This window comes from Kitasatospora sp. NPDC051984, assembly GCF_044593455.1.
In the GTDB taxonomy this organism is placed as follows: Bacteria; Actinomycetota; Actinomycetes; order Streptomycetales; family Streptomycetaceae; genus Kitasatospora.
In genome coordinates, this window is the sequence record NZ_JBIUCB010000010.1 from 194,814 (window position 1) to 207,456 (window position 12,643).

The following is a 12,643-nucleotide window of genomic DNA, read 5'->3' on the forward strand; positions in this document are numbered from 1 at the left end:
GTCAGAACTTCTCCGGGTGGATCAACGCGAGAACGAGGTAACCGACCAGCGCGGCGGCGACGATGAGACCGACGATGTTCTCCGCGGTCACAGCTTCTCCACCCCCCGCGCGATCAGGGCGATGACGGCGAACACGGCGACCGTGACACCGACATAGATCAGATCCGACATGGCATCCACCAAGGTGGCTCGGGACAACGGCCTGCGTATCTCGCCGGCCCTCAGAGCCAATCAGCGCAGCCGCCCGCATTTACGGTCCCTGACGCCCCCCATACGGGTGATTCCCCAGCCTTGACGCCCCCTTGACGCCCCACCTCCGGGCCCGTGGGTGTGGGTCCGGCCCGGTAGCCTCACAACAGAGGAGAGGAGCCGGTCATGAGCCAGGCCGCGTCCGAGGAGACGGAGCTCGTCCCCCGGCCGGACAAGACCCCGGCCGCGCTGAAAGCCGCGCTGGCCGTGGTCGCGCCCGACCGGCTCCCGGAGATGATCGAGGGCCAGACCGGAGCCATGGCCGAGGCCATCGCCACCGCCACCGCCACCGCCACCGGCAGCGGCAGCGTCCAGCCCATCCGCTCCTTCGTCGCGCACTGGGCTGCCGTGCTGGAGATCGAGCGCCTCCCGGCGACCTCCCGGGCCTACCACCGGTCGAACTACCTCGCCAACCACGCGGCGAGCATCGAAGAGTGCCGTCGGCACGCCGTCACGGTCGCCGAGCTGTACCGAGCCGCGTTCGCGGCGGTGAACGAGTGAGCTGGAGCCGGGAGTATCCGCCCGACGCCGAACACGTCACCGGCGGGCTGCTCACCCACTACGTCGTGCCACGGCTGGAGCTCGTCGCGATCTGCCGGCTCACCGCGCCGGCGGCGGCGTGAGCCCAGGCCGCTCGGGGCTATGCGCCGAGCCGCTCGGCCAGGGCGGTCAGGGTCTCGCCGAGGGGGCGGTCGAGGTGGAGGGTGGCGAGGTCGTCGGCGCGGGTGGGGCCCTGGTTGATGATGGCGACGGGTTTGCCGGCCTTCGCGGTGCGGCGGACGAAGCGGAGGCCGGAGAGAACAGCCAGGGAGGAGCCGAGGACGAGCAGGGCGCGGGCTTCGTCGACCAGGCGGTAGCAGTGCTCGACGCGCGCCTTGGGGACGTTCTCACCGAAGAACACCACGTCGGGTTTGAGGACGCCGCCGCAGCGGGCGCAGTCGGCGACGGTGAAGGACGTCACCAGATCGTCGGGGAGTTCGACGTCGCCGTCCGGGTTGATGCGTGAACCGGCGTCCCGGAAGGCGGGGTTGAGGGCGGCGAGGCGTTCGTCGAGTTCGGCGCGGGGACTGATCGCGGCGCAGGAGAGGCAGATCACCCGGTCGAGGCCGCCGTGCAGTTCGACGGCGTCGGTGGTGCCCGCGGCGTGGTGCAGGCCGTCGACGTTCTGGGTGATCACCGACGCGAGCGGTCCGGCGGCGCGCAGCCGGGCCACCGCGAGGTGGCCGGCGTTCGGGCGGGCCCCGGCGATCACGGCGCGCCCGGCGTGGCTGCGCGCCCAGTAGCGGCGGCGGGCCGGCTCCCCCGCCAGGAACTCCTGGTACGTCATCGGCGCCCGGTGCCGTCGGATCCCGTCCGGCCCCCGGTAGTCCGGGATCCCGGACTCGGTCGACAGCCCGGCACCGCTCAGCACCGCCACGCCACCCCGGGCGAGCAGCCGGGTGAGCGCGGGCAGGCCGTCCTCGTGCGCGGTCATACGTCCATTGTGGACGCCCGCACAGGCGAGCGGCCCGGGAAGTGCCCCCACGCACCACCCGGGCCGCCCCGTTCGCGGCCGAGCGGGCCCCCACAGCCCGAACTGCCGCCGTCTCCTTTGTACTTGTGCTCACTTCCGGGGGCGCACCCGGCCCCGCGGGAGGGCGGCGAGCAGGGCCGCCGCGGTGAACAGCGCGAGGTGGCCGGCCTCGGGGCCGGGGCCGGCCCAGCCGATCTCGGCGTAGCGGTGTTCGGCGAAGCCGTTGTGGAAGAGCCAGGCCGCCAGGCCGACGAGCGGCGCGGCGGCGGGCCGGGAGCGGGTGCCGAGGGCGGCGCACCCGGCGGTGAACGCGGTGAGGGCGAACCAGCCGGCGCGCAGTTCGCCGAGCGGTGCGAGCGTGAGCGCGGTCGCCGCGCCCAGCAGCAGGGCCGCCGCGCCGGACAGTGCGACGGGCAGCCGATCAGGCACCGCCGGACACCGCCACCAGCCCGCGCAGCTCCGCGTCGAGGGCCCGGGCGGCGAACAGGCGTCCGCTCACCTCGTCCAGGGCGGAGGCGAGTTCGGAGCGCGGGACGACCAGCACGGGGCAGTTCGCCCGGCGCACGCAGTACCCGGGGACGGAGCCGCGCAGGCCGCGGTGCAGCCAGGAGCCGGACGGGCCGAGGACCAGCAGGTCGCCGGGCCGGTCGGCGGCGGCCAGCAGGGCGGGGGCGGTCCGGCCGCGGACGGTGCGGGCGGTGAGCGGGACGCCGGGGTCGGTGCCGCCGAACGCCTCGGCCATCGCCTCGGCCAGCGTGGTCGCGGCCAGTTCGCGTACCGCCGACATCAGTGGCGGGCAGGGCGAGCGGCGGTGGCCGAACTCGCCGCTCGGCGGCTCCCAGGCGTGCAGGGCCAGCACCTCGCCGCCCAGCCGCCGGGCCTCGGCCACCGCGCGGTGCACGGCCGCCAGGCTGCCGAGCGATCCGCTGACCCCGACCACGATGCGCGGCCGCTGCTCCATCACGTCCTCCGTCCGGAATTCGCGGGCCCCGGCGGGGCCCGCAGGCTCCAGCAGATCGCGCCGCGGGCCGCCCCCGGCCGTCCTTGACGGCTCCCTGACGCCCGCGGGCGGTTTCCCAACGCCGCCCTGACGCCCGGGCCGCCGCCGGCGGCGTTCACTGAAGGAGGGGGACGAGGAGGCCGGTCATGGAACCGAACGAGACCCATGTGGTGGTCGGTGTGGACGGCTCGCCGGACAGCCTGGCCGCGCTGCGCCGGGCCGCGATGGAGGCGGCGGTGCGCGGCGCCGTGCTGGTCCCGGTGCTCGCCCGCCGCCCGTCCGACGCGGTGCCCGCCCGCGCCGCCGGGATGCTGCTGGACGCCGCGTTCGACGCCGCGCTCGGCGGCTGGCCGGGCGACGTGCTGGTCCGCCCCGCCGTGGTCACGGGAGCGGCCGGCCCGGCCCTGGTCGCGGCGGTCACCGGCCCGGCCGACCTGCTGCTGCTCGGCACCCCGCACCGCCACTGGCCGCACCCGCACGGCGACCACACCGCGCGGCACTGCCGCGGTCACGCCCCGTGCCCGGTGCTGACCGTCGCCGCCCCGAGGACCGGCACGACGGCCGCCAACTCGCTTGCCAAAACGCCGAGTTGACTACCTCGCCGGAACCGGATCGACTGCTCCCGGAAGCCCCTTTCAGCACCTCCCCGGGAGTGAACCGATGCACGCCACGCTGTTCCGCCAGGTCCGCCCGACCGGCGACACGCCGCCGGACCCAGGCCGCCGCGACCGTCACTCCAAGTGCGCGAATGGCCGCGTAGGCCGCACCCGGCACACCCCCCTCCTCATATGATCGGAGCGACATGCGTCATCCTTGGTGGTGAATAGCACTGCCCATGACACCAGCAGGAGGAAGCTCGTGGACGACGTTCTGCGGCGCGCCGCGCTGTTCGCGGCACTCGACGACGACCAGGCTGCCGAGCTCCGCGCTTCCATGACCGAGGTGACGCTCGCCCGTGGCGAGTCGCTGTTCCACGAGGGCGACCCGGGCGACCGGCTGTACGTCGTGGTCGAGGGCAAGGTCAAGCTGCACCGCGCGTCCCCGGACGGCCGCGAGAACATGCTCGCCGTACTCGGCCCCTCCGAGATGATCGGCGAACTCTCGCTGTTCGACCCGGGCCCGCGCACCGCCACCGCCACCGCCCTCACCGAGGTCAAGCTCCTCGGCCTCGGCCACGGCGACCTGCTCCCGCTGCTGCACGCCCGCCCCGAGGTCTCCATCGCGCTGCTCCGCGCGATCGCCCGCCGCCTGCGCCGCACCAACGACGTGATGTCCGACCTGGTCTTCTCCGACGTGCCCGGCCGCGTCGCCAAGGCCCTGCTCGACCTCTCCCGCCGCTTCGGCGTCCAGTCCGACGAGGGCATCCACGTCGCCCACGACCTCACCCAGGAGGAACTGGCCCAGCTGGTCGGCGCCTCCCGCGAGACGGTCAACAAGGCCCTCGCCGATTTCGCCGGCCGCGGCTGGCTCAAGCTGGAGGCCCGCGCGGTCGTCCTGCTGGACGTCGAGCGCCTGTCGCGGCGCTCGCGGTAGTACTCAGCTGCGAGATCGCGCCCACGTGCAAGTGATTGCCCGGGGCGCGATCTCGCTGTTGTCGCCTTCCGCTTCGCGCGGTTCCGCCCCTCGCTTCGCTGGGGGTACCCCCAGCGCCCCTGTTTTCGCGCCCGCCTGCGTTTCGCAGCCCGCCTCAGATGAGGCCGTGCTCCTCCAGGTACGTGAGCTGCGCCCGCACCGACAGCTCCGCCGCAGGCCACAGCGCGCGGTCCACGTCCGCGTACACCCGGGCGACCACCTCGGCCGCCGTGCGGTAGCCCGCCTCGACGGCGGTTTCGACCTGGGCGAGCCGGCCGGCCCGGTGGGCGAGGTAGTAGTCGACGGCGCCGAGCGCGTCCGCGAGGACGGGGCCGTGGCCGGGCAGGACGGTGCGGACGCCGTGTTCGGCGGCCATCGCGTGCAGGTGGCGCAGCGAGGTCAGGTAGTCGCCGAGCCGCCCGTCGGGGTGGGCGACCATGGTGGTGCCGCGGCCGAGGACGGTGTCGCCGGTGAGGATCGCGCCGTCGGCGGGCAGGTGGAAGGTCAGCGAGTCGGAGGTGTGCCCGGGGGTGGCCACGACGCGCAGGTCGAGGCCGCCGATCTCCAGCCGCTGGCCGCCGTGCAGGCCTTCCTCGCCGAGTCGCAGGGCGGGGTCGAGGGCGCGTACCGCGGTGCCGGTGAGTTCGGCGAACCGGGCGGCGCCTTCGGCGTGGTCGGCGTGGCCGTGGGTGAGCAGGGTGAGGGCGATGCGTTTGCCCTGCTGTTCGGCGGTGCTGACGACCCGTCGCAGGTGGGTCTCGTCGAGCGGGCCCGGGTCGACCACGACGGCGAGGTCGGAGCCGGGTTCGGAGAGCAGCCAGGTGTTGGTGCCGTCCAGCGTCATCGGGGACGGGTTGGGTGCGAGCACGCACTGGGCGCGTGGGGTGGCGGCCCCGCCGACGCGGTCGGCGGGGTCGCCCGGAAGCAGACCGCTCACGCGGCGTCCGCCTCGGCCCGACTGAGTCGTCGCAGCGGGAGCGGCCGCACCAGGGCCCGGGCGGGCAGCTCGCGGACCAGCAGGCGGGTGGTGGTCGCCGCGGGCGCGGGCGCGTCGCAGGCCGCGGCGCGCGGGGTGACGGTGCGGGTGGGCATGGCCGAGGTCCGGCGAGCCACGTCGTTGTGAGTCATCGGAGGTCTCCTTCCGGGGTGTACGCGGGCGGTGCTGTCGCAGCCAAAAGGCGCTGGTCGGCGCGGCTTTTGCCGAGCTTCCCGGGGGAAGGCTCTCACGCCGGGAACACGCCGTCGACAGTCAGTTCGTCATACCCGGGCCAGCGCACCGTCATGCGGTCCCCGGCCAGCTCGGCGCGCCCCAGGACCGGGGTCACCTTGCGGTCCGCGGCGGCGGTCAGTACCTCGGCGGCGCTGGGTACCGGCGTCAGTTCGCGGAGCACGGTGACGGTGGGCGGCATCATGCCGAACCGGCCTTCGTGGAAGCCGGCCACCGCGTCGGCGGGTGTCATCCAGGTGACCCGGTCGGCCTCGCCGACGGTGTCGGCGGCGGCCTGCCCGGCCGGCAGGGCGGCGACGAAGAACCAGGTGTCGAAGCGGCGTTCCTCGAACTCGGGGGTGATCCAGCGCGCCCAGGCGGCCAGCAGGTCGCTGCGCAGCACCAGGTTGTGCTGTCCCAGGAAGTCGGCGAGGGAGAGCTGGTGGGACTCCAGCGCGGCGCGTTCGTCGGCCCAGTCGCCGGGTTCGACCAGGGTGCGGTCGTCGGGGCCGGCCAGCAGTACGCCGGCCTCTTCGAAGGTCTCCCGGACGGCGGCGCAGACCACCGCGCAGGCGGTCGGCTCGTCCACGCCCAGGCGCTCGGCCCATTCCGCGGTGCTCGGGCCGGCCCACGGCGGGCGTACCTCGCGGTCGCGCGGGTCGACTCCGCCGCCGGGGTAGGCGTACATGCCGCCGGCGAAGGCCATCGTGGTGCGCCGGCGCAGCAGGTACGCCTCGGGGCCGGTGGCGCCGTCGCGCAGCAGCACGACGGTGGCGGCGGGCCGGGGCGCGGCGGGGGTGAGTTCCCCGGTGGCCAGGGCGCGGATTCGGGCGGGCCAGGACGGCGGCATCTCGGGCATGTTCACGGATGTTAACGGCCGTCGACCCGGGCGGACAGGCCCCAACGCGAGGGGCCCGCCACCGCATTGCGGCGACGGGCCCCTCGGCAGTGCGATCAGTCGCGGAAGCGGACCATCAGCTCGACCTCGACCGGCGCGTCCAGCGGCAGCACGGCCACGCCGACGGCGCTGCGGGCGTGCACGCCCTTGTCGCCGAAGACCTCGCCCAGCAGTTCGCTGGTGCCGTTGACCACGCCGGGCTGGCCGGTGAAGTCGGGGGCGGAGGCGACGAAGCCGACCACCTTGACGACCTGCTCGACCTTGTCGAGGTCGCCGATCACGGACTTGATCGCGGCGAGCGCGTTCAGCGCGCAGATCCGCGCCAGGTCCTTGGCGTCCTCCGCGGTGACCTCGGCGCCGACCTTGCCGGTCAGCGGCAGCTTGCCGCCGACCATCGGCAGCTGTCCGGAGGTCATCACGTAGTGGCCGGTGCGCAGCGCCGGAACGTACGCGGCGACGGGGGCCGCCACCTCGGGCAGGGTCAGCCCGAGCTCAGCGAGCTTCTGCTCTACCTTGCTCATGACTACTCCTTCTCGCGCTTCAGGTACGCGACCAGCTGCTCCGGGTTCGGCCCGGGGACGACCTGGACGAGCTCCCAGCCGTCCTGGCCCCAGGTGTCGAGGATCTGCTTGGTGGCGTGCACGAGCAGCGGCACGGTGACGTATTCCCACTTGGTCATGGGGGTGACTCTAGCCGCCCGGGCCGGTGTGAGGTGGGACACAAAGGGGCCACCAATCGCCGGGGCGGCCGGGATGGTCCCGTCATCCGGAGCGCGCGCTCGTTACCCTCGCGGTGAGGGGTGCCCGTGGGGTCCCCCCGGCAGGAGCAGGCAGCGACGGACGGAGAGCGGGCGTGGCGGGCAGCAGCGGTACGGCGGGGCCGACCGGGCAGGCGTCGCCGCGGGAGCCGGACTGGGAGGGCGTCAGGCTGCACGTGGTCAGCGGAAAGGGCGGCACCGGCAAGACCACGCTGGCCGCGGCGCTGGCGCTGGCGCTGGCCGCGGAGGGCGGCCGCACCCTGCTGATCGAGGTGGAGGGCCGGCAGGGCATCGCCGAGCTGTTCCAGATCGCCGCGCTGCCGTACGAGGAGCGCCGGGTGGCGACCGTGACGCCGGCTCAGCTGGGTCTGCCCGGCAAGGGCCACGGCGAGGTGCACGCGCTGGCCATCGACACCGAGCAGGCGCTGCTGGAGTACCTGGAGATGTTCTACAAGCTGGGCCGGGCCGGGAAGGCCCTGCAGAAGGTCGGCTTCGTGGACTTCGCCACCACCATCGCCCCCGGCGTGCGCGACGTGCTGCTCACCGGCAAGGCCTGCGAGGCGGCCCGCCGCAAGGGCCCGGACGGCCGGCGGGCGTACGACGCGGTGGTGATGGACGCCCCGCCGACGGGCCGGCTCACCCGCTTCCTGAACGTCAACTCCGAGGTGGCGGGCCTGGCCAGGTTCGGCCCGATCCACACCCAGGCGCAGGCCGTGATGCGGGTGCTGCGCTCCCCGGAGACGGCGGTGCACTTCACCACCCTGCTGGAGGAGATGCCGGTGCAGGAGACGGTGGACGGGATCGCCGACCTGCGCGAGGCAGGGCTGCCGGTCGGCGGCGTCCTGGTGAACATGGTGCGTCCGCCGATACTGGACGCGGCGGCGGTGGAAGCCGCCCACGGCGACCACCGCGAGGAGGTGGCGCTGGCCCTCGGCGAGGCCGGCCTCGGCGGGCGTTCGCGCAAGCCGGAGACCGTGCGGGCCGCCGTGGAGCCGCTGCTCGACCCGCTGCTGGAGCAGGCCCGGGAGCACGCCGAACGGGTCGAACTGGAACGCGCCCAGCGCATCGACCTTCAACAACTGCGCCTGCCCAGTTACGAGTTGCCACTGCTCGGCGAGGGCATGGACCTGGCCGGCCTGTACCGGCTGGCGGGCGAACTGAAGCGGCAGGGAGCGGCATGACCGGGCTGGACATCGACACCCTGATCGACGACCCGGAGACCCGGATCGTGGTCTGCTGCGGCTCCGGCGGCGTCGGCAAGACCACCACCGCCGCGGCGATCGGCCTGCGCGCCGCCGAACGCGGCCGCCGCGCCGTGGTACTGACCATCGACCCGGCCCGTCGGCTCGCCCAGTCGATGGGCCTGACCGAGCTCGACAACACCCCGCGGGTGGTCAAGGGCACCCGCGGGAACGGCGAACTCCAGGCGATGATGCTGGACATGAAGCGGACCTTCGACGAGGTCGTGCTCGCCCACGCCGAACCCGAACGGGCCCGGGCCATCATGGAGAACCCGTTCTACCAGTCGCTGTCGGCCGGTTTCGCGGGCACCCAGGAGTACATGGCGATGGAGAAGCTCGGCCAGCTCCGCGCCGAGGACCGCTGGGACCTGATCGTCGTCGACACCCCGCCGTCCCGCTCCGCGCTGGACTTCCTGGACGCCCCCACCCGCCTCGGGTCCTTCCTGGACGGCAAGGTGATCCGGCTGCTCACCGCCCCCGCCAAGGTCGGCGGCCGCTCCGCGATGAAGTTCCTGAACGTCGGCATGGGGCTGATCACCGGCACCCTCGGCAAGATCTTCGGGGCCCAACTGCTCACCGACGTGCAGATGTTCATCTCCGCGACGGACTCGATGTTCGGCGGCTTGCGGGAGCGCGCCGACCGCACCTACCAGCTGCTGAAGGCCGACGGCACCGCGTTCCTGGTGGTCGCCGCGCCCGAGCGCGACGCGCTGCGCGAGGCCGCGTACTTCGTCGACCGGCTCGCCGCCGACGCCATGCCACTGGCCGGGCTGGTACTCAACCGGGTGCACACCAGCGGCGCCCAGCAGCTCACCTCGGAACGCGCGCTGGCCGCCGCCGAGGCGCTGGAGGAGAACGGCACCGCCACCTCGACCGTCGAGGCCGAGACCCTGGCCGCCGGACTGCTGCGCCTGCACGCCGAACGGATGCAGGTCATGACCCGGGAACGGCGCACCCGCGACCGCTTCGCCTCGGTCTACCCGGACGTGCCGATCGTCGAGGTGCCCGCACTGCCCGGAGACGTCCACGACCTGGACGGACTGCGGGCCATCGGCGACCGCCTCGGCTCCCCCGCCGAGTGAGCCGACGACCCACCGCACCGCCCTGCTTGACGGAGCGTCAGCCCGCCTGGGCGTAGTCCCGCAGGACCACCCCGGTGGCCAGCGACTCCTCGTACTCGGTGCGCGCGGTCTCCAGCAGCCTCCGCCAGGACCCCACGGTCGGCCGCCGGCGCAGCAGCGCCCGACGCTCGCGCTCCGTCATTCCGCCCCACACGCCGAACTCGACACGGTTGTCGAGCGCGTCCGCGAGGCACTCGGTGCGCACCGGACAGCCGCTGCACACCGCCTTGGCGCGGTTCTGCGCCGCCCCCTGCACGAACAGTTCATCCGGATCACTCGTGCGGCACGCGGCCTGCACGCTCCAGTCGTCCACCCAGCCCATCCCGGCGCCGTCCTCTCCCGATTCGGGGCTCCCCCACGGCGGCAACGGCATATTCACCGTTGCCAGTTGAGGACGTTACGGAAGAACGACACAACGCAACAGCCCCTGTCGGCCCAATCTCGAATGACCCGATCGGACTATGGGTGTCCGACAGCTCACTCGTTGGAGTGATTGCAGGTCGCGGGCCTTGCGGGGGCCGAATGGTGCGTTTTCGTCACGGTGTGCAACAGCGGCCCGCCGTGCAGCCGCCTGAAAGTGGCTCAGAATGCCCCGAATCGGACAAAGCTCATCACTCACAAGAGTGACGGTGATGAGCAGAGCGAAGCTGTCGCAGTTCTGTGACAAGCGTAGGCGAACACCTGCCCCCCTGTACGGGATTCCGCAACGTAGGGTTCTCCCCATGGCAGCTACCCGATCCGAGGGCACCGCACTGGACAAGGCAGGGCTCGGCGTCAAGTTCCTGGGCAGCGCCGTGCTCGCAGGCATCCTGGTCGCCGGCATGGCCCTGCCGGCCGTCGGCGCGTTCGGCCTGACGGCCAAGGACACCGCCGAATCGTTCGACAACATCCCGGACGACTTCAAGACGCCCACGCTCTCGCAGGTGTCGATGATCTACGACGCCAAGGGTGGCCTGATCGCCAAGGTCTACGACCGCGACCGCACCATCCTCACCAAGGAGCAGATGGCGCCGATCATGCGCCAGGCCCAGGTGGACATCGAGGACAACCGCTTCTACGAGCACGGCGCCGTCGACCTCAAGGGCGTCCTGCGCGCGGCCACCAAGAACGCGGAGTCCGGCACCACCGCCCAGGGTGCCTCCACGCTCACCCAGCAGTACGTGAAGAACGTCTTCGTCGAGCAGGCCGGCGACGACCAGCAGGCGTTCCTGGAAGCCACCAAGAAGAGCATGGGTCGCAAGATCCAGGAGCTCAAGTACGCCATCAAGCTGGAAGAGGACCTGAGCAAGGACCAGATCCTCACCAACTACCTGAACATCACCTTCTACGGCCACCAGGCGTACGGCATCGAGTCCGCCGCCAAGCGCTACTTCAACAAGAGCGCCAAGGACCTCACCCTCCCCGAGGCCGCGATGCTGGCCGGCCTGGTGCAGAACCCCTCGGCGTACGACCCGATCACCCACCCGCAGGCCGCGCAGACCCGCCGCAACACGGTGATCAACAAGCTGCTGGAGTACAAGCACATCTCGCCGGACGAGGCCAAGGCCGCGATCGCCGCCGACCTGGGCATCAAGTACACCGAGCCGCAGAACGGCTGCATCACCGCCAGCAACGGCATGGGCTTCTTCTGCGACTACGTGCGCCACGTGATCAAGCAGGACCCGGCGTTCGGCAAGACCGCCGCGGACCGGCAGAAGCTCTGGTCGCAGGGTGGCCTGAAGATCAACACCACCATCGACCCGGACAAGCAGCAGGCCATGAACAAGGCCGTCACCAAGAAGGTCAACGTGACCGACAAGGTGTCCGCCGCCGGCACCATGGTCAAGCCCGGCACCGGCGAGATCCTCGCGATGGCGCAGACCCGCCCGTACGGCCTGGACGAGTCCAAGAAGCAGACCGTCCTCAACCTGAACGCCGGCGCGGCCATGGGCGGCGGCAACGGCTTCTCCCCCGGCTCGACCTTCAAGCCGATCCTGGCCGCGGCCGCCCTGGAGAACGGCGTCCCGCTCAGCCAGGAACTCTCCTCGCCGAACAAGATGGAGTACCCGCGGGTCTCCACGTGTCAGGGCACCTGGAACGACACCTCCAAGCCCACCGTGCAGAACGAGTCCACCTCCGAGGTCGGCCCGTACAACATGACGGTCGCCATGCAGAAGTCGGTCAACACCTACTTCGTGCAGCTGGAGCAGCAGACCGGCCTCTGCCCGATGAAGCAGATGGCCGACAAGCTCGGCGTCGGCACCCTGGCCAACGGCAAGGCGCTGCAGGAGGTCCCCTCCATGGTGCTCGGCACCCAGGAGGTCAGCCCGCTCCAGATGGCGTCGGTCTACGCGTCCTTCGCCGCCCGCGGCGTGTACTGCTCCCCGATCGCGCTGACCTCCGTGGTCACCAGCGACGGCAAGAAGCTCGACGTGCCGAAGGCCAACTGCAACCAGGCGATGTCCCAGTCCACCGCGGACAACGTCAACAGCCTGCTGATGGGCGTGACCGAGAAGGGCACCGGTTCCTCCCTCGGCCTCGACGACGGCCGCCAGATCGCCGGCAAGACCGGTACCACCGACGAGCGGTACGCCGCCTGGTTCACCGGCTACACCCCCGACCTCGCCACCTCGGTCTGGCTCGGCGGCGTCGGCGGCAACGTGTCGATGAAGAACATCACCATCGGCGGCAAGTACTTCTCGGCGGTCTACGGCGCCGACGGCCCCGGCCCGATCTGGCAGATGGCCATGAACGACGCCCTGGACGGCACCCCCGTCACCAGCTTCAAGAACATCGTCACCACCCCGCCCGCGACCACCACCCCGCCCGCCACCGACAACCCCGGCGACCCCTCCGGCGACAACGCCGGCGCGACCACCGGCGGTGGCAACGGCAACGGTGGCGGCAATGGCGGTGGCAACGGCGGCGGCAACGGCGGTGGCGGCAACAACGGCGGCACCACCGGCTTTCCGACCGGCGGCCTGACCACCGGCGGCTTCTCCTTCCCGCCGCCCACCGGCGGCAACAGCGGCAAGCCCGGCCACCACTGACCGCGCCCGCACACACTGAAGCCGCCCGCCCGGAGACGATCTCCGGGCGGGCGGCT

17 protein-coding genes are annotated in these 12,643 nt (G+C 72.4%); 7 read left to right on the plus strand and 10 right to left on the minus strand.

All coding sequences use genetic code 11. The features are described 5' to 3' along the window. Window position 1 precedes the first annotated feature (1 nt). Window positions 2-91 carry a K(+)-transporting ATPase subunit F gene (kdpF, locus tag ACIHEI_RS21490; protein WP_043915087.1) on the minus strand — a complete coding sequence of 30 codons (90 nt, stop codon included), beginning with the start codon at window positions 89-91 and terminating at the stop codon, window positions 2-4. 284 nt (window positions 92-375) lie between these two features. Here kdpF and ACIHEI_RS21495 point away from each other — a divergent pair, with 284 nt between their 5' ends. Continuing rightward, window positions 376-750, plus strand: a complete 375-nt coding sequence (locus ACIHEI_RS21495) for a hypothetical protein (RefSeq protein WP_396607719.1) — start codon at window positions 376-378, stop codon at window positions 748-750. After that, window positions 747-872 (plus strand): hypothetical protein, encoded by a 126-nt coding sequence (locus tag ACIHEI_RS21500; RefSeq protein WP_396607720.1) that lies wholly within the window; start codon window positions 747-749, stop codon window positions 870-872. The genes ACIHEI_RS21495 and ACIHEI_RS21500 overlap by 4 nt, the downstream gene beginning before the upstream one ends. A 17-nt stretch (window positions 873-889) precedes the next feature. On the opposite strand, the gene ACIHEI_RS21505 is transcribed toward ACIHEI_RS21500, so the two are convergent. The 3 genes from ACIHEI_RS21505 to ACIHEI_RS21515 all read right to left on the minus strand — a co-directional run bounded on the left by ACIHEI_RS21505 (window position 890) and on the right by ACIHEI_RS21515 (window position 2,723). After that, on the minus strand, window positions 890-1,723 hold the full coding sequence (locus tag ACIHEI_RS21505; protein WP_396607721.1) for an NAD-dependent protein deacetylase: 834 nt from the start codon (window positions 1,721-1,723) through the stop codon (window positions 890-892). A gap of 129 nt (window positions 1,724-1,852) precedes the next feature. Then, on the minus strand, window positions 1,853-2,191 hold the full coding sequence (locus ACIHEI_RS21510; RefSeq protein ID WP_396607722.1) for a hypothetical protein: 339 nt from the start codon (window positions 2,189-2,191) through the stop codon (window positions 1,853-1,855). Continuing rightward, window positions 2,184-2,723, minus strand: a complete 540-nt coding sequence (locus ACIHEI_RS21515; RefSeq protein WP_392949308.1) for a universal stress protein — start codon at window positions 2,721-2,723, stop codon at window positions 2,184-2,186. The genes ACIHEI_RS21510 and ACIHEI_RS21515 overlap by 8 nt, the downstream gene beginning before the upstream one ends. A gap of 185 nt (window positions 2,724-2,908) precedes the next feature. On the opposite strand from ACIHEI_RS21515, the gene ACIHEI_RS21520 reads away from it, so the two are divergent. Both ACIHEI_RS21520 and ACIHEI_RS21525 read left to right on the plus strand, forming a co-directional pair. Continuing rightward, complete coding sequence (locus ACIHEI_RS21520) at window positions 2,909-3,355, plus strand: universal stress protein (protein WP_396607723.1); 447 nt, start codon at window positions 2,909-2,911, stop codon at window positions 3,353-3,355. Between the two features lie 265 nt (window positions 3,356-3,620). After that, window positions 3,621-4,295 carry a Crp/Fnr family transcriptional regulator gene (locus ACIHEI_RS21525; protein WP_014136744.1) on the plus strand — a complete coding sequence of 225 codons (675 nt, stop codon included), beginning with the start codon at window positions 3,621-3,623 and terminating at the stop codon, window positions 4,293-4,295. Between the two features lie 154 nt (window positions 4,296-4,449). On the opposite strand, the gene ACIHEI_RS21530 is transcribed toward ACIHEI_RS21525, so the two are convergent. From ACIHEI_RS21530 to ACIHEI_RS21550, 5 genes are all read right to left on the minus strand, one after another. After that, window positions 4,450-5,271, minus strand: coding sequence for an MBL fold metallo-hydrolase (locus tag ACIHEI_RS21530; RefSeq protein WP_387860751.1), 822 nt, complete (start codon window positions 5,269-5,271; stop codon window positions 4,450-4,452). Beyond that, on the minus strand, window positions 5,268-5,462 hold the full coding sequence (locus ACIHEI_RS21535; RefSeq protein ID WP_387639171.1) for a hypothetical protein: 195 nt from the start codon (window positions 5,460-5,462) through the stop codon (window positions 5,268-5,270). The genes ACIHEI_RS21530 and ACIHEI_RS21535 overlap by 4 nt, the downstream gene beginning before the upstream one ends. Before the next feature lie 95 nt (window positions 5,463-5,557). Continuing rightward, entirely contained in the window at window positions 5,558-6,400 is an 843-nt protein-coding gene (locus tag ACIHEI_RS21540; RefSeq protein WP_396607724.1) for an NUDIX hydrolase, read from the minus strand. A 95-nt stretch (window positions 6,401-6,495) separates the two neighbouring features. Next, on the minus strand, window positions 6,496-6,960 hold the full coding sequence (locus ACIHEI_RS21545; RefSeq protein ID WP_387639176.1) for a RidA family protein: 465 nt from the start codon (window positions 6,958-6,960) through the stop codon (window positions 6,496-6,498). Between the two features lie 2 nt (window positions 6,961-6,962). After that, window positions 6,963-7,118, minus strand: a complete 156-nt coding sequence (locus tag ACIHEI_RS21550; RefSeq protein ID WP_014136749.1) for a DUF4177 domain-containing protein — start codon at window positions 7,116-7,118, stop codon at window positions 6,963-6,965. Window positions 7,119-7,366: 248 nt separating this feature from the next. Here ACIHEI_RS21550 and ACIHEI_RS21555 point away from each other — a divergent pair, with 248 nt between their 5' ends. After that, window positions 7,367-8,377, plus strand: coding sequence for an ArsA-related P-loop ATPase (locus ACIHEI_RS21555; protein ID WP_392949456.1), 1,011 nt, complete (start codon window positions 7,367-7,369; stop codon window positions 8,375-8,377). Beyond that, complete coding sequence (locus tag ACIHEI_RS21560) at window positions 8,374-9,519, plus strand: ArsA family ATPase (protein WP_392949298.1); 1,146 nt, start codon at window positions 8,374-8,376, stop codon at window positions 9,517-9,519. The genes ACIHEI_RS21555 and ACIHEI_RS21560 overlap by 4 nt, the downstream gene beginning before the upstream one ends. 37 nt (window positions 9,520-9,556) lie before the next feature. Here the strand turns inward: ACIHEI_RS21560 and ACIHEI_RS21565 are convergent, their stop codons facing one another. Continuing rightward, window positions 9,557-9,880: a WhiB family transcriptional regulator gene (locus ACIHEI_RS21565; RefSeq protein ID WP_380487904.1), complete on the minus strand. Its 324-nt coding sequence runs from the start codon at window positions 9,878-9,880 to the stop codon at window positions 9,557-9,559. Window positions 9,881-10,280: 400 nt separating this feature from the next. On the opposite strand from ACIHEI_RS21565, the gene ACIHEI_RS21570 reads away from it, so the two are divergent. After that, complete coding sequence (locus ACIHEI_RS21570; protein ID WP_396607725.1) at window positions 10,281-12,587, plus strand: transglycosylase domain-containing protein; 2,307 nt, start codon at window positions 10,281-10,283, stop codon at window positions 12,585-12,587. The last annotated feature ends 56 nt before the right edge of the window (window positions 12,588-12,643 follow it).